This window comes from Rahnella sp. RcJ3, assembly GCF_009498575.1.
Classification (GTDB): domain Bacteria; phylum Pseudomonadota; class Gammaproteobacteria; order Enterobacterales; family Enterobacteriaceae; genus Rahnella; species Rahnella aceris.
This window is the reverse complement of record NZ_QSNX01000001.1, coordinates 186,411-210,543: the sequence shown is the minus strand read 5'-3', so window position 1 is coordinate 210,543 and position 24,133 is coordinate 186,411. Positions and strand designations below refer to the sequence as shown.

Here is a 24,133-nt window from a genome sequence, read left to right as displayed (position 1 = left end):
ATGGAGTGGATTAAAGATTACTGGTGGATCGTTCTGATCATTCTGGTCGGCATGTTTATCAGCGGCATCAAAGAGCTGAACCGCGTTGATGTGAAAAAGTTCCTGAAAGATAAACCTGAGATCCCGCCGCATCGCGACAACAATGCCGAGTGGGATAAAGATGACGACTGGCCAAAGAAAAAGTAATCCACCCCGGTAGCATCTCACTTTTAATCAATATTAGTCGGCGGATAATCTAGCGATTCTCCGCCGATTGACTTTACCTCCTGCCGTTATCATTCAACATGAAACTGATGCACGGAGAGAACAAGTCTTTGCAAACATTACCTATTACCCGGGCGGATCAGGCAGTGCCTGAACGCTTTGACGCGTCGAAATTTCTGGGTCTGGCTCCGTTTCTACGTATGAGCATCGCGGGCGAGGAATGGTCTGACATCGCGCAGATACTGATCACCCGTGCGCAACAGACCCCGGATGACGCCGTATTGTGGATGAACCTTTCCACTGTCATGCTGTGCCTGCAACGCACTGAACTGGGTTTGACGATTCAGAATCAGGCACTGGCGATGCAGCAGGTCTATACCCTTTGCCCCGCGCTACAACCGGCGAAGTTACGCTTACTGATACTCATGGTGCCCGGCACGCTTTCCGCGAATGTGCCGCTGGATTGCCTGCTGGAAAACAGCGACATCGAGCTGATTTATTACTACATCACGCCCGAAGCCCCTTTTGAAGCCCCGATCCCTGAACATGATTTACTGATGGTCGGCATCAGCGCCACTACCGAAAATCTGTTCCTGTTGCAGCAACTGGAAGATGTCACGGAACATTGGCCTGTGCCGGTGATCAATGCGCCACAGCATATCCCGAGTTCTGAACGCCAAACCGCCAGCCGCCTGTTGCAAAACCAACCGGGTTTAGCCATTGCCCAGGCGCATGCGATGACGTTTGCGGCGTTATCTGCCGTCGCTGCCGGAGAAACCACGCTGCACGCTGCGCTGCCTGACAGCAGTTATCCGGTGATCCTGCGCCCTGCAGGTTCGCACGGTGGTCACGGTCTGGAAAAAATCACCGGTCAGGAAGAACTGGCTGATTATCTGACCCGCGTGCAGGTTGAAGATTATTTCCTGTCGCAGTTTATTGATTACAGCAATGAAGACGGTCAGTTCCGTAAGTACCGCATTTCGTTGATCAACGGCGTGCCGTATGCCTGTCATATGGCGATTTCATCCCACTGGATGGTGCATTACGTTAACGCTTTTATGTACGAAGATATTCAAAAGCGTGAAGAAGAAGCCGCATTCCTGAACAACTTCCACGAATTTGCCACCCGCCACCAGCAGGCGCTGAAAGCGATTTATGACACCACGCAGCTCGACTATCTCGGCATCGATTGCAGCGAAACACCGGACGGCGAATTGCTGGTGTTTGAAATTGATCCGGCGATGGTGGTACACGCAATGGATCTGGAAGTGATGTTCCCGCACAAAAAAATCCACATGAATAAAGTTAAAACAGCATGCCGCGAGTTGCTGTTATCCCGTGCCTTTGCGCACACCGACACCTCTGCTGATGCGTTTAAAGGACAAGAATAAACATGATTTCACGTAACGCCCTGAACTTCTCCGGTGGCCCTGGCGCATTGCCGGAAACCGTTCTCACTCAGGTTGAAGCCGCGATAAAAGAAGTGCCGGAAGTCGGCCTGTCGATCCTCGGTATCAGCCACCGTTCAGACTGGTTTGCCGCCATTGTGCAGGAAACCGAAAACAACATCCGCACCCTGCTCGGCTTGTCGAAAGATTTCCATATCCTGTTCCTGCAGGGTGGCGCAACGCAGCAGTTTTCGATGGTGCCGATGACGCTGTTGCGCGGTCAGAAGCATGCGGCAGAATATCTGGATACCGGTTACTGGAGCAGTAAAGTCGTGACCGAAGCGCGTCGCGAAGGGCCGGTAAAAGTGTTGTGGAGCGGCGAATCGTGCGGATTCAACCGTCTGCCCTCTGACGAAGAACTGGCATTCTCGCCTGATGCGCCCTATCTGCATTATGTCTCGAACGAAACAGTGGAAGGGTTACAGTTTCAGCGCGTTTTGGGCCGCGACGACGTACCCCGCGTCTGCGATATGTCTTCCGATTTCCTGTCCAAACCGTGCGATGCCAATAAGTTTTCAGTCATCTACGCTCATGCGCAGAAAAACATCGGCCCGGCGGGCGTCACCATCGTGCTGGTGCACGATACCGTGGTGAAAGCGTCATCTGACGAATTGCCATCATTCCTGAATTACCGCCGCCAGGTGGAATCTCATTCCAACCTCAATACGCCGCCGGTATTTGCGATTTATGTGGTGCTGCTGGTCACCCGCTGGCTGCTTAACGACGTCGGCGGTCTGGAAAATATGGAACAAACCAACCGCCATAAAGCAGAACTGCTGTATGCAATGCTCGACAACAGCGACGGTTTCTACAATGGCTGGAGCAGCAAAGCCGACCGTTCACACATGAACGTTGCGTTTAAGTTGCCGGATGCGGATCTGGAGAAGAAATTCCTGGCCGAAAGCCAGAAAGCTGGCTTCTCAGGTCTGGCAGGGCACCGTGCGATTGGCGGCATCCGTGCCTCTATCTACAACGCCCTGTCACTGCCAGCGGCAGAAAAGCTGACGAACTTCATGGATGATTTTATGCGTAAAAACCGCAAATAATCGCCTCAGTCAGACATTAAAAAAACGCCCCCGGTTGTGATGCAGCCGGGGGCGTTTTTCAATAAAAGTGGCAATGAAATCAGTGCTGATGCGACTTCGGTTCGTAATTTTGCAAATGCGCTATCGCCGTATTAATCATGTGCGAATCCAGCCCGTGTCCCATACCCGGCTGAAGATTGAGCGTACATTCACAACCCAACGATTTCAGACGTTCTACCGCACTTTTCGACTGGAACGGATTAATCACCGGATCCTGTTCGCCATGAATGAAATGCACCACCGTACCGGCGGCAATCGGTTTTTGCGGAAGCGTTGAAAAACGCCCGCTGAACGCGATAATGCGCGACGCCAGATGCTCTTCCACTTTCGTCGACTCCAGCGCCATGATGGTGCCCTGCGAGAAGCCGACTAATGTGGTGTGTTCCGGGGTAACGCCGGTTTTTTGCTGCCAGTCACGGACAATCTGCACAAAAGCTGGCATTGCGGCATCCACTCGCGGCTGACGGTTTTGTTCGGTCACGCCCTGCACGGAAAACCACTGGAAGCCCCGGCCAAAATCACAAATATCCGGGCTGCCGACGCTTATCACCTGCGCCTGCGGGAATGAAACAGCGAAAAACTTACCGATTTCGCCCATAGAAATCGGGTTATCACCCACGCCATGAAATAATAAAATCAGCTGGTTAGCGATTTCTTCCGGCTGCTGGACGATAATTTGTTCTGAGCTCATTGCTCTCTCCCGTTGTCATTTAATGAGTTCACTATACGCCGCCCGCCGGTCAGTGAAATCGGGTTTTATTGAACGAGTCTTTCCATTTTTTGCAATGAAACCGCTGATTTATTCAGCCATTCCCGCGGCTTTCAGCGCCTGTCGTGTCTCCTCACGCCAGCGCGAAACCAGCGCTTTACGGCCGGAAAGCTTCAGCGACATGACGACTTGCGCGACACTTTGCCCCTGTTGCAGATGCGCACGCAACGCCGTCAGTGGCAAAGTGCTGTGCAACAGCACGCGACTGAGCGCCGGTAAACTGCTTTCCAGCGGACGATGGGCGAACGCAAATCCGTTCAGTTCGCGCCAGTCGGCATCATCGGGTTGCGTATCCGCAGTGGTATCGAGCGGCAGGGTTAAATCCATCTGAGGCGCCAGCCAGCGCCAGTCACGTTCAAGCTGATGCACGGCTCTGTCCGCCAGTGCCTGCCCCGCCGCGCTCAGCGGTAATATCGCCATCGCGGCATAACAGCCGCTACTGGCTTCTTTCTGCATACTGACGCGCACCAGCCGGAATCCGGCCTGTTGCCATAATGACGCCAGATCTGACGTGTAGCCAAAACTCACCGACAGGAAATCCAGCCCCGCCTGCTGTTTTTGCGCTGCTAACAAATCACGGGCAATACCCCGACGGCGAAACGCGGGATGTACCGCAATCCGGCTGACACGCCGTGAACGCATAACGGCAGCCTCGGGGAAACCCGCGTGCGCGGCGAGAGACTGCGCCACCAGATTACCGCGCGGACGTCGCCTGCCCGCCCAGACTTCCTGCGCCAGTTCAGCACTCAGCCCGCCTTCATCCACCAGCCATAATGCGCCGGTCAGGGTGTTTTTCTGTCGTGACGCACTGAATGTCATGCCCGGCGCATCCAGCAAACGCCGCAGATCCAGCGGCGACGTGCGGTAGTGCGCGCTGGTCAGCAGGCCGTAGAATTCCTCTAACAGCGCCGGTTCACTCAGCCAGTCGTCGGCATCAATGGAGAAAATTTCTGATGTGCCGCCCGTCTGTTCTGCTACAGGCAAATGCTCGTCAAACAACAATAACTGACTGATAAACGGCTCAAGCGTGTCGGATGATGACCAGCGGATCGGGGAATTCAGACGCAGGTCATGCCACCGCGGCAGGGACGCACAGAATTTAAGTAAGAACCCGCGTCCGGTGCCTTCGTATCCCTGAACCGTAGTGGTCAGTAACACACGCGGAAAAGCCGCGATAATTTCCGAAAGCATCGGCGTCGGAATTGCTGCCGCTTCGTCGATAATCAGCCAGTCAATGTCCGTTACCGCGCCTTCGCGGCATAATGAAAGCAACGCATCCGGCGCGATAAAGCGGGCAGACTCTGTTTGATGATTGAGAATCTGGCTGGCTGAGGCTTTCGCCGGTGCGGTTACCCAACAGGTGCCCGGCCACTGTCTGGCAAGCATTCCCGCCAGCGTCGATTTGCCACGGCCACGGGCAGCCGTCAGCACCCATACGCCGGACTGAGCCTGCATCAGTTGTTGTAAAATCTGCGATTGTTCAGCGGTGGGCTGACCGTCGGGTGGCAGCCAGTCGGGTGCTGCTGGCAGCGGGGGGATATCAAAAGGCTGATCCTGCTGGCAAACCGTAATGTTGCGATCTTGTTCGAGTAAAGACCGGAAACGGCGGATGAAACGCGGCGTCGGGATCGCCTGCGGTTGTTCGCTCCAGCGCAGGCTGTCCGCGTCCGGCGTGTCAGGCCAGGCGTTCCATTCCGGTATTAGCAGAATCAGCCAGCTTCCGGCTTTCAATGTGCCGGAAAATACCGCCAGCGCCTCGGTATTGAGGCCATAACGCGCATCAAACACACCGTGAAAAATGTCCTGTCCGAGCAGCGTCTGCGCCGCTGAAGGCGGGCAGGATGTGACGCCATCAGGCGGTGAATCACTCAGCCACAGCCAGTCACCGGCAATTTGGGCAGAGAACAGGACAGCCTGTTGTTCACACCACTGCGTCCCGCCACTGAACACCAGCAAACGCCGGACACCCAGCCGCTGCATCTGCTGCTGTAGCAACGTCGCAGACATGTCAGGTTTTCCCGACAATCATCGATAACAGACCGGCAGCAATCAGCGGCCCGACCGGTACGCCTTTAAACAACGCCACGCCCAGCACGGTGCCGACTAACAGGCCAGCCACCAGATGCGGCTGCGTGCCCATCAGCGTCAGGCCACGTCCGCCAAGCCACGACACCAGCACACCCACCAGAATGGCGACAATAGATTTCCAATGGAGGAAAGAATGCACCATGGTGCTGGCGCTGATTTTTCCGCTGGCAATCGGCGCCATCACGCCAATGGTCAGAATAATAATGCCGATAGTCAGGCCGTATTTTTCTATCCACGGAAAAAAACTGTTCAGTGGCGTAATACGCACCGTGAGGAGGAAGAACATTGCGATGGTGACGGCGCTGTTGTGGCTGATAATGCCCAGACCAGCGAAAACAAGTAAGATCAATAGGGTTGGATCGAGAAAAGCCATGGCATTCCCAGCGGTTCAACATGAAAATGAAAGAGAGGCCCGGGGAGCCTCTCTGGATCGGTCATTGATTATTGAACAGTTTTTAGCAGCAGACCAGCGCTTCCTGCCACTTAATCAGCGGCTGGCAAAGGTATTACACTGGTCCGGATTACCGGTATCGAAGCCGCGTTTGAACCAGGTATAACGCTGCTGGGAAGTACCGTGAGTGAAGCTGTCCGGCACCACGCGCCCCTGACTTTGCTGTTGCAACCGGTCATCGCCGATGGCCTGCGCGGCATCCAGCGCTTCTTTCAGATCGCCCTCTTCGAGAACATTTTGCTGCTGCATCGCGTGTCCCCAGACACCGGCGTAACAGTCAGCCTGTAATTCCATTTTCACCGACAACTGATTTATCACAGTCTGCGACGCGCCCTGCTGCATCTCGCGAACCTTGCGTTCGGTGCCCAGCAAATTCTGCACATGGTGGCCGACTTCGTGCGCCACCACATAGCCCTGCGCAAAATCACCGCCCGCGCCGAGTTTGTTCTGCAATTCCTGATAGAACGACAGATCGATATACACCGTGCTGTCCGCCGGACAATAGAACGGCCCCATCACTGACTGGCCGGTGCCACAACCGGTGCGGGTCGCGCCGCGATACATCACCAGTTTGGGTTCACGATAAGTCATGCCCTGCCGCTGGAAAATCTCTTTCCAGGTGTCTTCCGTCGAAGCGAGGATCACCGAGGTGAATTTTGCCTGCTCGTCATCTTTCGGGCTGATGGATTGTGACTGTGTTTGCTGCATGCCGCCGGACTGACCGCCGTCAATCAGCGGAGTGAGGTCGATACCGTAATACCCGGCCACCAGCACCACGATGATGATCACGATACCGCTTTTGCCACGGATCGGCAGGCGCATTCCTCCGCCGCCTAAACCGCCGCCGTTAGAGCCCTGTCCGCGTCTGTCTTCTACATTGTCGCTTTCGCGACGCCCTTGCCAACGCATAGATACCTCCAACCTGTTTTTTTAAGACTAGCCAGCACACGCAGTTAATACCATCTGCGAAAGGACGTAAGTTTAGTGGCGGAGGAATTAAATGAAAGGAATCAGTGTTAAAACAAGAAAATTAAATGCAGGAAAGAGAACGGGTGACGGAGGCCATCACCCGTTTAGTGCATACCGCGTAAACGATTGCGTAGTCTGGCTAAAAAAATAACGTGCAGCTTAGTCCAGTTTCACACCGATACGGTGAGCGACTTCTTCGTAAGCTTCGATCAGGCCACCCAGGCTCTGGCGGTAACGGTCTTTGTCCATTTTGTTCAGGGTTTCTTTATCCCACAGGCGGCTGCCGTCAGGAGAGAACTCATCACCGAGCACCACTTCCCCGTTGAACAGACCGAATTCCAGTTTGAAGTCGACCAGGATCAGACCGGCATCATCAAACAGTTTGCTCAGCACGTCGTTGGCTTTGTAGCTCAGCTCTTTCATGCGCGCGAGGTTTTCTTCGTTCACCCAGCCAAACGTCTTGCAATACGATTCGTTGATCATCGGGTCGTGCATGGCGTCATTTTTGAGGAACAAATCGAACAACGGTGGGTTCAGTTCCAGACCTTCTTCAATGCCCAGACGTTTTACCAGCGAACCAGCAGCACGGTTACGGATCACGCATTCAACCGGGACCATATCCAGTTTTTTCACCAGCACTTCGGTGTCAGACAGCAGGCGTTCCATTTGAGTAGGAATACCGGCTTCTTCCAGCTTAGCCATGATGAAATGGTTAAATTTATTGTTAACCATGCCTTTACGGTCGAACTGCTCAATACGCTGACCATCCAGTGCTGACGTATCGTTACGGAACTCCAGTACCAGAAGGTCCGGGTTTTCGGTGGTGTAGACGGTTTTCGCCTTGCCGCGATACAACTCAGCTAACTTTTGCATCTTTACTTACTCCAGTGGAAAAAACAGATGTAAAAAGGGGCCGGAGCCCCTTGGTATTATTTTGCGTTACTCTGGCTAAACGCGGCCTGCATGACCGCCACCATCGCATCGTTCTGCGACTGGCTGAGAGCATGTCCTTTTGGATCAAGGAACTGCAAACTACTACGGTTGTCGAGGTCGCCAACCTGAAGTTTGTAATCACCGGAAGTCAGCCCCGGATCTTTCGCACCCAGTGTCTGCCACGCATCGTCATTCAGCGGTTTGTAGGTCACAGACAATGTGCCTTGCGGACGGCTGCTGTCGGTCACTTTCATGCCGACTTTTGTCAGGGCATTTGGCAGGCGATCCCACACAACACCGTAGCTCTCACGAACAATCAGCACCGGCAGGCCGGTATCATCTGCACCGCTCTGAACATCAATCTCACCAACACGACGGTTGTCGAGGCGTGCCTGAGTATCCTGCTGCACTTTATCCAGGTTCGCCGTGATGGCGTTCATCATCTGGCTGTTGTAACGCTGGATTTCAGCAGAAGAGGTCACAGGTTTATCCTGTTGTTTCAGCTCAAGCGTTTTCACCGTCAGCGCTAACTGGTAACTCTGCTGTTTCACGCTGATCTGATAACGCCCCTGATACTGGAAGTCTTCATCCGCACGATTCCAGTCAACGAAATCGGTGGTCAGTGTCTGGTTAGCATCATCACGGTTGGCAATTTTGAAATTATTTTGCTCAACCGCTTTCACGACGTTATTCCACAGATCACGGTTCTGCGCGGTATTTTCCAGCAACACGGTGCTGCTGTTGCCAGAGAATTGCGTCTGGGAACCGCTCAGCAGCGCCAGTGGCTGGGATGGTGGACGGATGTCGAGCTGTTTGCCCACGGCGCCCTGCATTGATCCTGCCTGAACTTCATACGTTCCGTTCTGCACGGGAAGAATCATCCCGACCGGCGCTTTCAGCTCATGCAGACCTGACGCATCCAGGTAGGCTTCATCGCCACTTACCTGGCGTTTGTAACGTTGATCGCTTGAACAGGCGGCCAGCAGCATGATCAGGGAAACCCCGACCACTTTTGCTACGGCCGTTTTCTGCAATCGGGTCATCTGGAAACTGTTCTTGTCAAATAAAGAGGCCATCAAATCTTCCTAAGAGTTACAGCAAACCGGCGCTTTTTAATGCTTCTTCCACGACCGGACGGGCAGCATCTGTTAACGGCGTCATAGGCAGACGCATCGTATCGGTTGCCATCAAACCCAGTGCCTTACAGGCCCATTTCACCGGGATTGGGTTTGCTTCTACAAACAAATTCTGATGCAAAGGCATCAGGCGCTGATTCAGGCGACGCGCTTCGGCAAAGTTGCCAAGCGCTGCCAGCTCACAAAGTTGGGCCATTTCACGGGCAGCTACGTTAGCCGTGACGGAAATAACGCCCTTACCACCGAGTTGCATAAAGTCCAGACCGCTGGCGTCATCGCCGCTCAGCAAAATGAAATCTTCATCATCAACCAGCACTTGGATCTGACTAACCCGACTTAAGTTCCCTGTTGCTTCTTTAACAGCAACAATATTCTTCAATTTTGCTAAACGCGCGATAGTCTGCGGCAACATATCGCAGCCGGTACGTGAAGGCACGTTGTAGAGAATTTGCGGCAAAGAGGTATTTTCAGCGATGGCTTTGAAGTGCTGATACAGACCTTCCTGCGTCGGACGGTTGTAATAAGGGGTGACTGTCAGGCAACCAACAACGCCACTTTTTTCAAAACGTTGCGTAAGAGAAATCGCTTCAGCAGTCGCGTTTGCGCCCGTGCCTGCGATAACAGGGATGCGTCCATCAGCCAGTTCCAGCGTCTGTAAGACCACGTCACCGTGCTCTTCATGGCTCAACGTGGCCGACTCGCCGGTCGTGCCAACGGAAACGATCGCCGCAGTACCACTGGACACATGATAATCAATCAGTTTTTTCAGACTCGCGCGATCGACAGCACCTTTGGTGTCCATCGGCGTAACCAGTGCAACAATACTTCCCGTAAACATTGACCTTCCCCTCCACAAACAGGTCACTCATGGTACTTTTGACACCACTGCAAAAGCAAGCAATCAACGAGCGGTAACCGCTTGTCCGGCGGTTTTTTTTATGTTTACCTTGGGAATACTCCCAAGCACGACAGGAAGACCTATTTTGCCGCAGCCACAACAACATTATCTCGTGATCACCGCCTTAGGCGCTGATCGTCCGGGTATCGTCAACACCATTACCCGTCAGGTCAGCAGCTGCGGCTGTAATATTGAAGACAGCCGTCTGGCGATGCTCGGTGATGAGTTTACGTTTATCATGCTGCTTTCCGGAAGCTGGAACGCGATTACACTGATCGAATCCACCCTGCCGCAAAAAGGCGCAGAGCTGGAATTATTGATCGTGATGAAGCGAACCAGTGCACATGAACGCCAGCCAATGCCTGCTACGGTCTGGGTGAAAGTGGAGGTGAAAGACTCTCCGCATCTGATCGAACGTTTTACCGATTTATTCGATACGCATCAGATGAATATCGCCGAACTTGCCTCAAAAACGCGCCCGGCAGATGCCGCCACGCCGGCGCAGTTATCGATTCAAATAACGGCGCACAGCGCAGCCAATACCGATGCGGCAATTATTGAGCAGGCGTTTCATCAGCTATGTACAGAACTGAAAGCGCAAGGCAGTATTAACGTGGTTAGTTATTCTGAGAATGAAGATAAACTGCAGTAATCGCTAAGAGATATGGAGAAAGACAATGAGCCCACTGAAAGCCGGTGACCCTGCGCCGCAATTTAGTTTGCCCGACCAAGACGGTGAACAAATTAATCTGGCCGACTTCCAGGGACAGAAAGTCCTGGTCTATTTCTATCCTAAAGCCATGACGCCGGGTTGTACCGTACAAGCCTGCGGACTGCGCGATAACATGGATCAGTTAAAAAATGCCGGAGTGGAAGTGCTGGGGATCAGCACCGATAAACCGGAAAAACTGTCGCGTTTTGCTGAGAAAGAGTTGCTGAACTTCACCTTGTTGTCCGATGAAGATCATCAGGTCTGTGAGCAGTTTGGCGTCTGGGGTGAAAAATCCTTTATGGGGAAAACCTACGACGGCATCCATCGCATCAGCTTCCTGCTCGACGGCAATGGCAAAGTCGAGAAAGTGTTCGACGATTTCAAAACCACCAATCACCATGACATCGTCATGGCCTACCTCAACGGTAAATAGCCGACACGGTCAGATTGTGGAGACAAAAAAAGCGCAGACGCGCTTTTTTTATTGGGTGCGGTAAGCAGAAAAAATCAGACCGTTTCGTTGAGTGATTCATCCGGCCAGACGTGAACCACGGCTTTGACCAGCGTCGCCAGCGGTATGGCAAAGAACACCCCCCAGAATCCCCACAGACCGCCAAACACCACGACAGAAAGAATAATCACCAGCGGATGCAGGTTCACGGCCTCGGAGAACAGCAGCGGCACGATCACATTACCGTCCAGCCCCTGCACCACCAGATAGGCGACGAAAAGCGTCCAGAAATCCGCGCCCAGCCCCCACTGGAACATCGCGACAATCACCACCGGAATGGTCACCAGCATCGCGCCGATATACGGGATCAGAACGGATACGCCGACCAGCACCGCCAGCAGCAGCGAATAATGCAAATCCATCACCCAGAACACCAGATACGTGGCCACTCCGACGATAATCATTTCGAGCACTTTGCCGCGAATATAGTTGGTGACCTGCTGATTCATCTCCACCCAAACCTGTCCGGCCAGCCCGCGATCGCGGGGCAGAACGCGACGCACGGCACTCAGCATCTGCTCTTTATCTTTGAGCAGAAAGAACACCATCATCGGCACCAGAATCAGATAAATTGCCAGCGTCAGTAAACCGACCAGCGAGGCCAGTGAATATTTCACTACTGACTCACCCAGCCCGGATAATTTGCTGCGCATGTTTTCCGCCATCATATCGATGATGCCCGCATCCACCAGCGCCGGATAACGCTTCGGCAATGTTGCGGCGAAATCATAAAAGCGGTTCAGCATGCTCGGTAAATCGGTCATCAGGTTCACCCCCTGCTGCCAGGTCACCGGGGCAATGACAAACATACCGAGCAGCAAAATACCGGCAAAAATAATCAGCACCACGCTGACCGACAGCGTGCGGGAAAGCCCGACATGTTGCAGACGCACCGTCGGCCATTCCAGCAAATAGGCGAGTACGATCGCCACCAGAAGCGGCGCAAGGATACCATTGAGAAAATAGAGGATGCAGAATCCTGCGACCAGAATCGCCAGCAGCGCGATAGCCTGCGGGTCGGTAAAGCGACGGCGATACCACTGTAATAACATATCCAACATTAAGAAAACGCTCCTGTAATTTCGGGTCTGGCATCTACGCGCTGTTCGTTCCCTGCGCGCTCAGACACAAGTAACTATTTAAAAAATTCGTTGTCACACGACTGTAGCTTCGGAGTGTTTTAAACTCTCACGCGGATAGCTACTATAGAGACCAGCGCAGAGAAAAGCGCAAGAAAATAATGGTCTGACTGACTGTCCGCAGAAGAAAGGCTCGCAAAGCTCATCGGTATCGCGGTTAACTTATTGGGAAGCAAATGTTTATGGTCATGCGGTTGAAAAAAAGGGTGATTGCCCTGTGTCTGGGCAGCCTGCTGGCGGGTTCCATACCGCCCGCCGGTGCGGATGACAGTTCATTCTGGTCAACCCCCGTGAGCCCCGTAAAAAGCCCTAACTCGCCGTTAGCCCCGCCGGTGAGCGACCAATTACCGGACATCGGCACGACTGCAGGCGGTACACTCAGTATTAATCAGGAATTACAGATGGGCGATTTTTATGTCCGTCAGATGCGCGCCAGCACGCCGCTGATTAACGATCCGCTGCTCAATCAGTACATCAACGAACTGGGGCAACGGCTGGTGGCGCATGCCTATTCCGTCCGCACGCCATTCCATTTTTTCATCGTCAATAACGATGAGCTGAACGCCTTTGCCTTCTTTGGCGGCAATGTGGTGCTTCACTCATCACTGTTCCGTTATACCGATAACGAAAGCCAGCTGGCGTCGGTCATGGCGCACGAAATTTCCCACGTGACCCAGCGCCATCTGGCGCGTGCGATGGAAGACCAGCAACGTAACGCGCCGCTCACCTGGGTGGGGGCGCTGGGGTCAATTCTACTGGCGATGGCCAGTCCGCAAATGGGCATGGCGGCGCTGACCGGTACACTAGCAGGCACGCAGCAAGGCATGATCAGCTTCACGCAGGGCAATGAGCAGGAAGCCGACCGTATCGGCATTCAGGTCTTACAGCGTTCGGGGTTTGATCCGCAGGCGATGCCCGCCTTCCTGCAAAAACTGGCAGATCAGGCGAGCTACTCAACCCGTCCGCCGGAAATGTTGCTGACGCACCCGTTGCCCGACAGCCGTCTGGCCGATATCCGTAACCGCGCCAACCAGATGCCGCACCCGATTGTGCAATCTTCACAAGATTATACCCTGGCGAAAGTACGCATATTGGGGATGTACGGTTCAGAGAGCTTCCCGCTGAGTGACGACTATCTGCTGAAACTGAGCAATGGCAATATCCGCGAGCAACTGGCGGCAAAATACGGCCATGCACTGCAATTTTATAAAGCCAAAAAATACGATCAGGCGCGGACGATCCTTGAACCGCTGCTGGCTCAGAATCCGGGCAACGAATGGTTACTCGATTTAGCCACCGATAATGATATCGACAGCAAACGTGCGCCGCAGGCGATAGCGCGTCTGGAGCAGGCCGGTGCGGCCAGCAGTGCCAACGCCGTGCTGCAACTCAATCTGGCCAATGCTTATCTCGAAGGCGCGAAACCGGCCAATGCCATGAAAATCCTCAACCGCTATACTTTCAATTATCCGGGTGATCCGAATGGTTGGGATTTGTTGTCTCAGGCCGCTGCCGCCCAGGGTTTACGTGCGCAGGAACTGGCTGCCCGTGCGGAAAGCGTGGCATTAGTCGGACGTCTGGATCAGGCGATTGAAATGCTGAGCAATGCCAGCGCATTACAAAAATTAGGCAGTCTGGAACAGGCCCGTTATGACGCACGAATCGACCAGCTTCGTCAGTTGCAGCAGCGATTCCGTCAGTATCAGAAAGGCTGATTTCAGTGCCAAAATGGAGGGAATTTTATGCAACACGACGTCGCAATCTATCATAACCCGGCATGTTCGAAGAGCCGTGAAACCCTGAAGTTGCTGGAAGCAGAAGGCATTGAACCGCAAGTGATTTTGTATCTGGAAACGCAGCCGTCAGTGGATAAGCTGAAAGAATTGATCGACCTGCTGGGTTTCAGCTCTGCACGTGAACTGATGCGTAAGGGTGAGCAGATTTATAAAGACATGAATCTGAAGGATACCAGTCTGAGCGAGGACGCGCTGTTACAGGCGATGGCCGATCATCCGCGGCTGATTGAACGTCCGATTGTGGTGGCCAACGGCAAAGCGCGTTTAGGGCGTCCGCCGGAACAGGTCAAAGAGATTCTATAACCCCGCGCTTTCAGTTCGGGTTCAGTGCTAACGAACCCGGACATCCCTTCCTGTCACAACCCGAGAATTTCTTTCACGAACGGGATCGTCAGTTTCCGCTGCGCCGTAATCGAAGCGCGATCGAGCTGATCCAGGGTCATAAACAACGTACGCATTTCCCGATCCAGACGTTTGAGCAGGAAACGGCCCACGTCTTCCGGCAGTTCAAACCCGCGCAGTTTAGCGCGTAGCTGCAATGCCTGAAGTTTTTCTTCATCGGAAAGCGGCTGAAGTTTGTAGATTTGCCCCCAGTCGAGACGGGAAGCCAGATCCGGCAGGCTGAGATTGAGCTGACGCGGAGGTCGATCGCCGGTAATAAACAGGCGCGTACGGCCGGTTTCAAGAATGCGGTTATAGAGATGGAAAACAGCCGCTTCCCATTCATCATCACCGGCAATGCCTTCGATATTATCGATGCACACCAGCGCCAGGTGCTCCATACCGTCCAGCACTTCAGGCACGAAATACGCGCGTTTGTCTAATGGCACATAACCGACGGCTTCACCGCGCTGTGATAATTCGGCGCAGGCTGCATGCAGCAAGTGGCTGCGGCCGCCGCCCTCGCGTGACCAGAAATAAATATAAGTGCCGTGTTCCTGATGCAATGCGCTCTGAATGGCAGAAAGCAGAGAGGGGTTTTCCCCCGGATAAAAACTGGCAAAGGTTTCATCATCGGGAAGATAAAGTGGCAAAGAAAGCTGTGCCGGCGTATTCAGAAGCACCTCAACCAAAGCGGTATAATGACCGCAGATGTTGTCACGTCAATAAAAGGAACTGCCGAATTCTAGCAAGGATCCGTTGTGAAATGAACTGTGCCGGGTGCAACCGCTTGCGATCCGAGCACCTGACCGGCTGGCAATACACCCGCCGGTCAGGGATTCACTTAAAAACGTGCAGATCAGACCGGCGGATTTTCCCGCTCATCTTCAACATCAATGATCTGTTCTTCGCCACGGAAAATCTCGATAACTTTGAACAGCAGACTCAGGAAAATGCCCACGATCGTTGCCAGCGCCATGCCTTTCAGCTCCGCTGCACCAATGTGGATTTTCGCGCCGCTGACACCGATGATCAGGATCACTGCGGTCAGGATCAGGTTTTGTGCTTTATTGTAATCCACTTTCGATTCAATCAGCACGCGGATACCGGATGCACCAATCACACCATAAAGCAGCAATGAAACGCCGCCCATCACCGGTACCGGCACAGCCTGGATGGCTGCCGCCAGTTTGCCGATACAGGAAAGCAGAATAGCCAGAATGGCCGCGCCGCCAATAACCCAGGTGCTGTATACCTTGGTGATGGCCATGACGCCGATGTTTTCACCGTACGTGGTATTTGGCGTTGAGCCGAAGAAACCGGACAACACGGTCGACAAACCGTTTGCCAGCATCGAACGGTGCAGGCCCGGATCACGCAGTAAATCTTTCTTCACAATGTTTGCCGTCACAACCAGATGCCCGACGTGTTCGGCAATAACCACCAGCGCCGCAGGCAGGATCGTGAGGATGGCGACCCATTCAAAACGTGGCGTATAGAAGGTTGGCAGCGCGAACCAGTGCGCATTCTCGATCGTTGAGACATCCACCACCCCCATAAAGAACGACAGTGCATAACCCACCAGCACGCCGATCAGGATCGGGATAATCGCCAGGAAACCACGGAACAGCACGGACCCCAGAATGGTCACAGACAGTGTCACCAGCGAAATGGTAATGGTGGTGGAATCCACCGCCGCGCCCTCGGCAGGTAACAGACCCGCCATATTCGCCGCCACGCCCGCCAGTTCCAGTCCGATGACGGCAACGATTGCGCCCATCGCCGCAGGCGGGAATATCACGTTAATCCAGCCAATTCCGGCTTTCTTAACAATCAGCGCCACCAGGCAGAACAACAGCCCGCAGGCAATAAAACCACCGAGCGCCACCTCATACCCCATCGGTAACAGCAACAGCACCGGGGAAATAAACGCGAAGCTCGAGCCAAGGTAAGCCGGTATTTTCCCTTTACAGACAAATAAATACAGCAAAGTCCCTATGCCATTGAACAGCAGCACCGTTGCCGGGTTGATCTTAAACAGAATGGGCACCAGGACGGTGGCACCAAACATGGCAAACAGATGCTGGAAACTCAGGGGAATCGTCTGCAGCAATGGCGGACGTTCGCTTACCCCGATGACACGACGGGTCATGAATGTGATCCTCTCAATGGTGTGATGTTGTATATGACGAGCAAAAAAAAGCCGACTGATTAGTCGGCTAAACGCTTATTTATTTCGTACCAAATATCTTGTCGCCCGCATCGCCGAGCCCCGGGATGATGTAGCCTTTATCGTTGAGTCCCTGATCCACCGAGGCGGTGTACAACTCAACGTCCGGGTGTGCGGCTTCGAGAGCGGCGATCCCTTCAGGCGCGGCAACCAGCACCAGCACTTTAATGCTCTGGCAGCCGGCTTTTTTCAGCAGGTCGATGGTGGCAATCATAGACCCCCCCGTCGCCAGCATCGGATCAACCACCAGTGCCAGACGTTCTTCAATGTTAGAAACCAGTTTCTGAAAATACGGCACAGGCTTGAGGGTTTCTTCATCACGGTACACGCCGACCACACTGATACGCGCACTCGGAACGTGTTCCAGTACGCCTTCCATCATGCCCAGACCGGCACGCAGGATAGGCACTACGGTAATTTTCTTGCCTTTAATCTGATCGATTTCAACCGGGCCATTCCAGCCTTCGATCGTCACTTTTTCAGTTTCTAAATCAGCAGTCGCTTCATACGTCAGCAGACTTCCCACCTCAGAAGCCAGTTCGCGAAAACGTTTCGTGCTGATGTCGTTTTCACGCATCAGGCCCAGCTTGTGTTTCACCAGCGGGTGTTTCACCTCGACGATCTTCATTATTTATTCTCCTAAGGTGGTTGAGCTGCAAAAAAAAATCGCGAGATTATAACGCCATTTTTTTTGAACGCCATACCAAATAGCCTGATCTGGATCATCAGTAACCCGGTTAGAGTATAGACAGCCTAAAACTCATCATTGAATAAGGCGCTCGCAAACGTTTGCTTCCACTGTTAGAATTGCCCCGCTTTATTCTTCAACCACCAACCCAAACCGCCGTGGGGACTTCGCAGTGACCGACAAAACCTCTCTCAGCTATAAAGACGCAGGCGTAGATATCGATGCCGGTAACGCATTGGTAGACCGCATTAAAGGTGTAGTAAAACAGACTCGCCGCCCTGAAGTGATGGGTGGACTGGGCGGTTTTGGTGCCCTCTGCGCGCTGCCGCAAAAATATCGTGAACCCGTACTGGTTTCGGGTACCGACGGCGTTGGCACCAAGCTGCGTCTGGCGATGGATTTGAAACGCCATGATACTATCGGTATCGATCTGGTCGCGATGTGCGTCAACGATTTAATCGTTCAGGGCGCTGAACCGCTGTTCTTCCTCGACTATTACGCCACCGGCAAACTGGACGTCGATACTGCCGCCAGCGTAATCACCGGTATCGCAGAAGGCTGTAAACAGTCTGGCTGTGCGTTAGTCGGTGGTGAAACCGCTGAAATGCCGGGCATGTATCACGGCGAAGATTACGACGTGGCAGGCTTCTGCGTGGGTGTGGTGGAAAAATCAGAAATCATCGACGGCAGCAAAGTGGCTGACGGGGATGTGCTGATCGGCCTGGCCGCCAGTGGCCCGCATTCCAACGGTTATTCTCTGGTGCGCAAAATTCTGGAAGTCAGTAAGACTGACCCGGAAACCACCGATCTGGCAGGCAAACCGCTGGCCGATCACCTGCTCGCACCAACCAAAATTTACGTGAAATCGATTCTGAACCTGATCGAAAACGTGGATGTTCACGGCATCGTCCATCTGACCGGTGGCGGCTTCTGGGAAAATATCCCACGTGTATTGCCGGACAACACGCAGGTGATTATCGACGAATCAAGCTGGCAGTGGCCGGATGTCTTCACCTGGCTGCAAACCGCCGGTAATGTCAGCCGTCACGAAATGTACCGCACCTTTAACTGTGGTGTGGGCATGCTGGTGGCACTTCCGGCAGAACTGGCCGATCAGGCGATTGCATTACTGAACGATAATGGCGAAAAAGCGTGGAAAATTGGCTACATTAAAGCCTCTGACTCCGCTGAACGCGTGGTTATTGAATAAAACCAGTAAATCAACTGACTGAAGACGGGTAGCAAAATGAAAAGGATTGTGGTGCTGGTATCGGGCGAGGGGAGCAATCTACAGGCCCTGATTGATGCCTGCCAGCAGGGACGAATCAACGCAACACTCAGTGCGGTCTTCAGCAATAAAGCAGCTGCATACGGGCTTGAAAGAGCCCGTTTAGCCGGTATTCCCGCGCATGCACTGGATGTTAAGGCTTACCGGGACCGGGCGGAATTTGACGTTGCACTGGCGGATGCCATTGACACTTTCCAGCCTGATCTGGTGGTACTTGCCGGTTATATGCGTATTCTGACCGCTGAATTCGTCCAGCGCTTTGCCGGACGCATGATCAACATCCACCCTTCCCTGCTGCCAAAATATCCGGGTCTGCACACCCACCGTCAGGCCATTGAAAATCAGGATGCGGAACACGGTACGTCCGTGCATTTTGTGACTGAAGAACTCGATGGCGGTCCGGTGATTTTACAGGCCAAAGTCCCGGTGTTTGCTGACGATACAGAAGAAGAGCTGATTGCCCGCATACAAACGCAGGAACACAGCATTTATCCGCTGGTCGTCAGCTGGTTCGTTGACGGACGTTTGTCGCTGCAAAAGGGTCAGGCGCTGCTGGATAACAATCCGCTTTCTGAACGCGGATATGCAGAAGATTAATCTACCACTGCATCATGATTTCACTATAAACCGGCCATGCGCCGGTTTTTTATTTTCCGTCATTTGACATTTGTTTACATTTCGTCCGATATAATGCACATCCCGGCGCACGTTTAAACGTCGTTTGTGCGCCGACCTTCATCGGGAACACGGTTGTTTCCGATTTCATATTTACGAAGGTTACCCTCATAAAACGGCTTTTATAGTTGAGGAACACCCCATGTTTAGCCATAACAGCGTCAGATTACGTCCACTGGAAAAGGACGACCTGTCGTTTGTTCATCGTCTTGATAATAACGCCAGCATCATGCGTTACTGGTTTGAAGAACCTTACGAGGCTTTCGTCGAACTGACCGACTTGTATCACAAGCATATTCACGACCAAAGCGAACGCCGCTTTATTATTGAATACGAAAGCGGACCGGTCGGCCTGGTCGAGCTGGTGGAAATTAATCATATTCACCGCCGCGCGGAATTTCAGATCATCATCGATCCGCAGCATCAGGGCAAAGGCTTTGCCGGTGACGCTGTCCGTCTGGCGATGGATTATGCCTTCTCCGTTCTGAACCTCTACAAACTGTATTTAATCGTGGATAAAGAAAATAAAAAGGCGATCCACATTTACAGCAAATTAGGCTTCGAGCTTGAAGGTGAACTGAAACAGGAATTCTTTGTGAACGGCGAATATCGCAGCGCCATCCGCATGTGTATTTTCCAGCCGCAGTTTCTGGCGAAATACAAAACCAAGCCTGTTCAGGTCAAACCGGAATCCCTGATTGGCGCCAGCGCGGTTTAATTCCACCGCGACATAAATCGGTAAAATAATGACCGGTGAAGGATGCAAATGTCCTTCATCGGTAACACTTTTCTCTCTTTTGACTCCCCGTTAAAGACTCTCCTGAAATCATCCCTTGTTATGTTGGACTTTCCTGTCAATCTTTCGCAATATTGATAGTAGACACTAGGCCCCTCTCACAGATGACTTCCTGCTGCGCTGGCCGCTTAAAAGGCGGGCAACACGAAGAATATGTTGAGCTACATTGCGGTGTTTTCAGGCAAATTTGCCTGTATGGGCCAGGTTGCAAGCTAAATGAACGGAGTGAAAATGGGTCAGGAAAAGCTTTATATTGAGAAAGAACTAAGCTGGCTGTCCTTCAATGAGCGCGTGTTGCAGGAAGCGGCTGACAAAAGCAATCCCCTGATCGAACGGATGCGTTTTTTAGGGATCTACTCCAATAACCTGGATGAGTTTTATAAAGTCCGTTTTGCCGATTTAAAACGACGGATCCTCATCAGTGAAGAACAAGGTTTTCTGGGCGCGTCCCGTCATTTGCTGAAAAAAATTCAGGCGAAGGTGCTGCGCATTGATCAGGAATTCGACAGTCTTTACAACGATTTGCTTCTGGAAATGGCGCGTAATCAGATCTTCCTGATTAACGAACGCCAGGTTTCTGAAAACCAGCAAGCCTGGCTGCGTCAGTACTTCAAACATCAGCTGCGCCAGTACATCACACCGATTCTGATTAACCACGATACCAATCTGGTGCAATTCCTCAAAGACGATTACACCTATCTGGCAGTGGAAATTATCCGTGGCGAAGAGATCCATTACGCGCTGCTGGAAATCCCGTCCGATAAAGTGCCGCGTTTCGTTAACCTGCCGCCGGAAGCACCACGCCGTCGTAAGCCGATGATCCTGCTGGATAACATCCTGCGTTATTGTCTGGATGATATTTTCAAAGGCTTCTTCGATTACGATGCACTGAACGCGTACTCCATGAAAATGACCCGTGACGCCGAATATGATCTGGTCACGGAAATGGAATCGAGCCTGCTTGAGCTGATGTCATCAAGCCTGAAACAGCGTCTGACCGCCGAACCGGTACGTTTCGTTTATCAGCGCGATATGCCGGATGAAATGGTCGAACTGCTGCGCGGTAAACTTGGCATCTCCAATTATGATTCGGTGATTGCCGGTGGCCGTTATCACAATTTTAAAGATTTCATCGGCTTCCCGAACGTCGGCAAAGCCAATCTGGTCAACCGTCCGCTGCCACGTCTGCGCCATTTGTGGTTCGATAAATTCCGCAACGGCTTTGCGGCGATCCGCGAGCAAGACGTGCTGCTGTATTATCCGTACCACACGTTTGAGCACGTACTGGAACTGTTGCGTCAGGCATCGTTCGATCCGAACGTGCTGTCGATAAAAATCAATATTTACCGCGTGGCGAAAGATTCCCGCATTATCGAATCGATGATCCACGCCGCGCACAACGGTAAGAAAGTCACTGTTGTCGTCGAACTGCAGGCGCGCTTCGATGAAGAAGCCAATATTCACTGGGCGAAACGTCTGACTGAAGCCGGTGTGCACGTTATTTTCTCTGCGCCGGGCCTGAAAATACACGCAAAACTCTTTCTTATTTCCCGACGCGAAGGCGACGAGATTGTCCGCTATGCTCATATCGGGACCGGTAACTTTAACGAGAAAACGGCGCGCCTTTATACCGACTATTCACTGCTCACCGCCGATGCGAGGATCACCAACGAGGTTCGCCGCGTCTTCAACTTTATTGAAAACCCTTACCGCCCGGTGTCGTTCGAGCATCTGATGGTGTCACCGCAAAACTCGCGTGACATGCTTTACCGTTTGATCGACCGTGAAATTGCCAACGTTCAGGCGGGCGGAACAGGCGGAATTACGCTAAAAATCAATAATCTGGTGGATAAAGGGCTGATCGACCGCCTCTACGTCGCGTCTAACGTCGGGGTGAAAATCCGTCTGCTGATCCGCGGGATGTGTTCTCTGGTGCCGAATTTACCCGGCTTTAGCGAAAACATTCAGGTTACCAGCATCATTGACCGCTATCTGGAACACGATCGCGTGTATGTCTTTGAAAATGGCGGCGATTCCAAAGTCTTCCTGTCTTCAGCCGACTGGATGACGCGTAATATTGATTATCGTATTGAAGTGGCCGTCGCCCTGCTCGATCCGCGTTTGAAACAGCGCGTTCTGGATATCCTTGAGCTGCTGTTTAGTGACACAGTAAAAGCCAGAGTGATTGATAAAGAACTGAGCAACCGGTATGTTCCACGCGGAAATCGCCGCAAAGTCCGTGCGCAACTGGCGATTTATGAATATCTGAAAGAGCTGGAACAACAAAGTCAGCAAGCCTGAACCCCTGGAGCGTTACACAACTATGCCCCTTAAAAGCAGCCCACTGAATGCCAAGCCACAGGAAATTGCGGCGATTGATCTCGGGTCGAACAGTTTCCATATGGTCATTGCACGCGTCGTTAACGGCGCGCTGCAGGTCCTGGGACGCCTGAAACAGCGCGTCCATCTGGCCGATGGTCTCGACAGTAAAAATGTGCTCAGTGAAGAAGCCATTCAACGCGGGCTGGATTGCCTGGCTTTATTCGCCGAACGCCTGCAGGGTTTTCCGGAAAATAACGTCACTATCGTCGGTACACATACGCTGCGTCAGGCAGTGAACGCCGAGGAATTTCTCAAGCGTGCCAAAGAAGTCATCCCCTACCCGATTGAAATTATTTCCGGGCAGGAAGAAGCACGACTTATTTTTATGGGTGTTGAACATACGCAGCCTGAAAAAGGCCGCAAGCTGGTGGTCGATATCGGTGGCGGTTCAACAGAACTGGTCATCGGAGAGGACTTCGAGCCGTTGCTGGCCGAAAGCCGCCGTATGGGCTGTGTCAGTTTTGCGCAGATGTTCTTCCCCAATGGCGAAATCAGCCGCAGTAACTTCAAACGTGCCCAGCTCGCTGCTGCGCAAAAGCTGGAAACCCTGGCGTGGCAGTACCGCCTGCAGGGCTGGCAGTATGCTTTGGGTGCCTCCGGCAGTATTAAAGCGGCGCACGAAGTGCTGGTCGCGATGGGCGAAAAAGACGGCTTAATTACCCCTGAACGGCTGGAAATGCTGTCCGAAGCGGTACTGAACTTTAAACATTTCAGTGCCCTGGATTTACCAGGCTTATCGGAAGACAGGCAATCGGTGTTCGTGCCGGGGCTTGCCATTCTGCGCGGTGTGTTCGATGCGCTGGCGATCAAAGAGCTGCGTCTTTCTGACGGCGCACTGCGTGAAGGTGTGCTGTATGAAATGGAAGGCCGTTTCCGTCATCAGGATATCCGTACCCGTACCGCCAAAAGTCTGGCTGAGCATTACAACATTGACCGTGAACAGGCGCGCCGTGTGCTGGATACCACTGAGCAATTGTATGCCCAGTGGCTGGCGCAAAATACCAAACTGGTGCAGCCACAGCTGGAATCACTGTTGAAATTCAGCGCCATGTTGCATGAAGTCGGTCTGAGCATTAACCACACCGGCATGCACCGCCATTCCTCGTATATCCTGCAAAATACCAACTTGCCGGGTTTCAATCAGGAACAGCAAACGCTGCTGGCCACACTGGTCCGTTTCCACCGAAAAGCCATCAAGCTGGAAGAACTGCCGCGCCTGAATCTGTTCAAGAAGAAACACTACATTCCGCTGATCCAGCTTCTGCGTTTAGGGGCGTTGCTCAACAATCAGCGTCAGTCAACGACAACGCCTGAATCCCTGCGGTTATCTACCGATGATAATCACTGGACGCTGCGTTTCCCGGCCGGATATCTGGCTCAGAACAACCTGGTTCAGCTGGATTTCGAAAGAGAACAGAGTTACTGGGATGACGTGACAGGCTGGAAACTGATGCTTGAGGAAGAAGACGGTATTGTGAAAAACTAACCGTTTCGCTGCAATAAAAGAGCCCTCTGGCATCTGAAGCGCAGAGGGCTTTTTCTTTCCGGACATCG

General features: G+C 52.8%; 22 protein-coding genes and 1 pseudogene. 12 read left to right on the top strand and 11 right to left on the bottom strand.

The annotated features are described in order from the left end of the window. The 3 genes from DXU84_RS00960 (at nucleotide 1) to DXU84_RS00950 (ending at nucleotide 2,698) form a co-directional block, all read left to right on the top strand. Nucleotides 1-186: a YpfN family protein gene (locus DXU84_RS00960; RefSeq protein ID WP_013576544.1), complete on the top strand. Its 186-nt coding sequence runs from the start codon at nucleotides 1-3 to the stop codon at nucleotides 184-186. 128 nt (nucleotides 187-314) lie between these two features. After that, on the top strand, nucleotides 315-1,595 hold the full coding sequence (locus tag DXU84_RS00955; protein WP_153374597.1) for a RimK family alpha-L-glutamate ligase: 1,281 nt from the start codon (nucleotides 315-317) through the stop codon (nucleotides 1,593-1,595). A gap of 2 nt (nucleotides 1,596-1,597) precedes the next feature. Further along, nucleotides 1,598-2,698 (top strand): phosphoserine transaminase, encoded by a 1,101-nt coding sequence (locus DXU84_RS00950; RefSeq protein ID WP_153374596.1) that lies wholly within the window; start codon nucleotides 1,598-1,600, stop codon nucleotides 2,696-2,698. A gap of 79 nt (nucleotides 2,699-2,777) precedes the next feature. Here the strand turns inward: DXU84_RS00950 and ypfH are convergent, their stop codons facing one another. The 7 genes from ypfH to dapA all read right to left on the bottom strand — a co-directional run bounded on the left by ypfH (nucleotide 2,778) and on the right by dapA (nucleotide 9,921). Beyond that, on the bottom strand, nucleotides 2,778-3,428 hold the full coding sequence (gene ypfH / locus DXU84_RS00945; RefSeq protein ID WP_153374594.1) for an esterase: 651 nt from the start codon (nucleotides 3,426-3,428) through the stop codon (nucleotides 2,778-2,780). A gap of 108 nt (nucleotides 3,429-3,536) precedes the next feature. Then, nucleotides 3,537-5,513, bottom strand: coding sequence for a tRNA(Met) cytidine acetyltransferase TmcA (locus DXU84_RS00940; protein ID WP_153374591.1), 1,977 nt, complete (start codon nucleotides 5,511-5,513; stop codon nucleotides 3,537-3,539). 1 nt (nucleotide 5,514) lies between these two features. Further along, nucleotides 5,515-5,967, bottom strand: a complete 453-nt coding sequence (locus DXU84_RS00935) for a DUF441 domain-containing protein (RefSeq protein WP_013576549.1) — start codon at nucleotides 5,965-5,967, stop codon at nucleotides 5,515-5,517. Between the two features lie 114 nt (nucleotides 5,968-6,081). Next, the gene (locus tag DXU84_RS00930) at nucleotides 6,082-6,954 is read right to left on the bottom strand and encodes a neutral zinc metallopeptidase (protein ID WP_126125072.1); all 873 of its coding nucleotides are present in this window, start codon (nucleotides 6,952-6,954) and stop codon (nucleotides 6,082-6,084) included. Nucleotides 6,955-7,173: 219 nt separating this feature from the next. After that, complete coding sequence (gene purC / locus DXU84_RS00925) at nucleotides 7,174-7,887, bottom strand: phosphoribosylaminoimidazolesuccinocarboxamide synthase (RefSeq protein WP_013576551.1); 714 nt, start codon at nucleotides 7,885-7,887, stop codon at nucleotides 7,174-7,176. A gap of 56 nt (nucleotides 7,888-7,943) precedes the next feature. Further along, the gene (bamC, locus tag DXU84_RS00920) at nucleotides 7,944-9,023 is read right to left on the bottom strand and encodes an outer membrane protein assembly factor BamC (protein WP_013576552.1); all 1,080 of its coding nucleotides are present in this window, start codon (nucleotides 9,021-9,023) and stop codon (nucleotides 7,944-7,946) included. Between the two features lie 16 nt (nucleotides 9,024-9,039). Beyond that, nucleotides 9,040-9,921: a 4-hydroxy-tetrahydrodipicolinate synthase gene (gene dapA, locus DXU84_RS00915; protein WP_013576553.1), complete on the bottom strand. Its 882-nt coding sequence runs from the start codon at nucleotides 9,919-9,921 to the stop codon at nucleotides 9,040-9,042. Between the two features lie 145 nt (nucleotides 9,922-10,066). Between dapA and DXU84_RS00910 the strand changes: the two genes are divergently transcribed. Together DXU84_RS00910 and bcp are read left to right on the top strand one after the other, a co-directional pair. Beyond that, nucleotides 10,067-10,633 carry a glycine cleavage system transcriptional repressor gene (locus DXU84_RS00910; RefSeq protein WP_013576554.1) on the top strand — a complete coding sequence of 189 codons (567 nt, stop codon included), beginning with the start codon at nucleotides 10,067-10,069 and terminating at the stop codon, nucleotides 10,631-10,633. Nucleotides 10,634-10,658: 25 nt separating this feature from the next. Further along, a complete protein-coding gene (bcp, locus tag DXU84_RS00905) occupies nucleotides 10,659-11,126 on the top strand; it encodes a thioredoxin-dependent thiol peroxidase (protein ID WP_013576555.1) in 468 nt (155 codons plus the stop codon). 74 nt (nucleotides 11,127-11,200) lie between these two features. Here bcp and DXU84_RS00900 read toward each other — a convergent pair whose 3' ends face one another. Beyond that, nucleotides 11,201-12,265 (bottom strand): AI-2E family transporter, encoded by a 1,065-nt coding sequence (locus DXU84_RS00900; RefSeq protein ID WP_013576556.1) that lies wholly within the window; start codon nucleotides 12,263-12,265, stop codon nucleotides 11,201-11,203. Between the two features lie 416 nt (nucleotides 12,266-12,681). Here DXU84_RS00900 and DXU84_RS00895 point away from each other — a divergent pair. Both DXU84_RS00895 and arsC read left to right on the top strand, forming a co-directional pair. Further along, nucleotides 12,682-14,058, top strand: a pseudogene (locus tag DXU84_RS00895) (M48 family metalloprotease); the annotation flags it as partial. A gap of 27 nt (nucleotides 14,059-14,085) precedes the next feature. Further along, nucleotides 14,086-14,442 carry an arsenate reductase (glutaredoxin) gene (gene arsC / locus DXU84_RS00890; protein WP_112151698.1) on the top strand — a complete coding sequence of 119 codons (357 nt, stop codon included), beginning with the start codon at nucleotides 14,086-14,088 and terminating at the stop codon, nucleotides 14,440-14,442. A gap of 53 nt (nucleotides 14,443-14,495) precedes the next feature. Here the strand turns inward: arsC and hda are convergent, their stop codons facing one another. The 3 genes from hda to upp all read right to left on the bottom strand — a co-directional run bounded on the left by hda (nucleotide 14,496) and on the right by upp (nucleotide 17,378). Then, the gene (gene hda, locus DXU84_RS00885) at nucleotides 14,496-15,203 is read right to left on the bottom strand and encodes a DnaA inactivator Hda (RefSeq protein ID WP_013576559.1); all 708 of its coding nucleotides are present in this window, start codon (nucleotides 15,201-15,203) and stop codon (nucleotides 14,496-14,498) included. Nucleotides 15,204-15,379: 176 nt separating this feature from the next. After that, nucleotides 15,380-16,672 (bottom strand): uracil permease, encoded by a 1,293-nt coding sequence (gene uraA / locus DXU84_RS00880; RefSeq protein ID WP_013576560.1) that lies wholly within the window; start codon nucleotides 16,670-16,672, stop codon nucleotides 15,380-15,382. Nucleotides 16,673-16,751: 79 nt separating this feature from the next. Beyond that, nucleotides 16,752-17,378 carry a uracil phosphoribosyltransferase gene (gene upp, locus DXU84_RS00875; RefSeq protein WP_013576561.1) on the bottom strand — a complete coding sequence of 209 codons (627 nt, stop codon included), beginning with the start codon at nucleotides 17,376-17,378 and terminating at the stop codon, nucleotides 16,752-16,754. Between the two features lie 232 nt (nucleotides 17,379-17,610). On the opposite strand from upp, the gene purM reads away from it, so the two are divergent. The 5 genes from purM to ppx all read left to right on the top strand — a co-directional run bounded on the left by purM (nucleotide 17,611) and on the right by ppx (nucleotide 24,065). Then, on the top strand, nucleotides 17,611-18,648 hold the full coding sequence (gene purM, locus DXU84_RS00870; RefSeq protein ID WP_015690292.1) for a phosphoribosylformylglycinamidine cyclo-ligase: 1,038 nt from the start codon (nucleotides 17,611-17,613) through the stop codon (nucleotides 18,646-18,648). Between the two features lie 36 nt (nucleotides 18,649-18,684). After that, entirely contained in the window at nucleotides 18,685-19,323 is a 639-nt protein-coding gene (purN, locus tag DXU84_RS00865) for a phosphoribosylglycinamide formyltransferase (protein WP_013576563.1), read from the top strand. 220 nt (nucleotides 19,324-19,543) lie between these two features. Further along, the gene (gene speG / locus DXU84_RS00860; protein WP_013576564.1) at nucleotides 19,544-20,119 is read left to right on the top strand and encodes a spermidine N1-acetyltransferase; all 576 of its coding nucleotides are present in this window, start codon (nucleotides 19,544-19,546) and stop codon (nucleotides 20,117-20,119) included. 309 nt (nucleotides 20,120-20,428) lie between these two features. Next, nucleotides 20,429-22,498 carry a polyphosphate kinase 1 gene (gene ppk1 / locus DXU84_RS00855; RefSeq protein WP_013576566.1) on the top strand — a complete coding sequence of 690 codons (2,070 nt, stop codon included), beginning with the start codon at nucleotides 20,429-20,431 and terminating at the stop codon, nucleotides 22,496-22,498. 22 nt (nucleotides 22,499-22,520) lie between these two features. Further along, nucleotides 22,521-24,065 (top strand): exopolyphosphatase, encoded by a 1,545-nt coding sequence (gene ppx / locus DXU84_RS00850; RefSeq protein WP_013576567.1) that lies wholly within the window; start codon nucleotides 22,521-22,523, stop codon nucleotides 24,063-24,065. Nucleotides 24,066-24,133 lie beyond the last annotated feature (68 nt).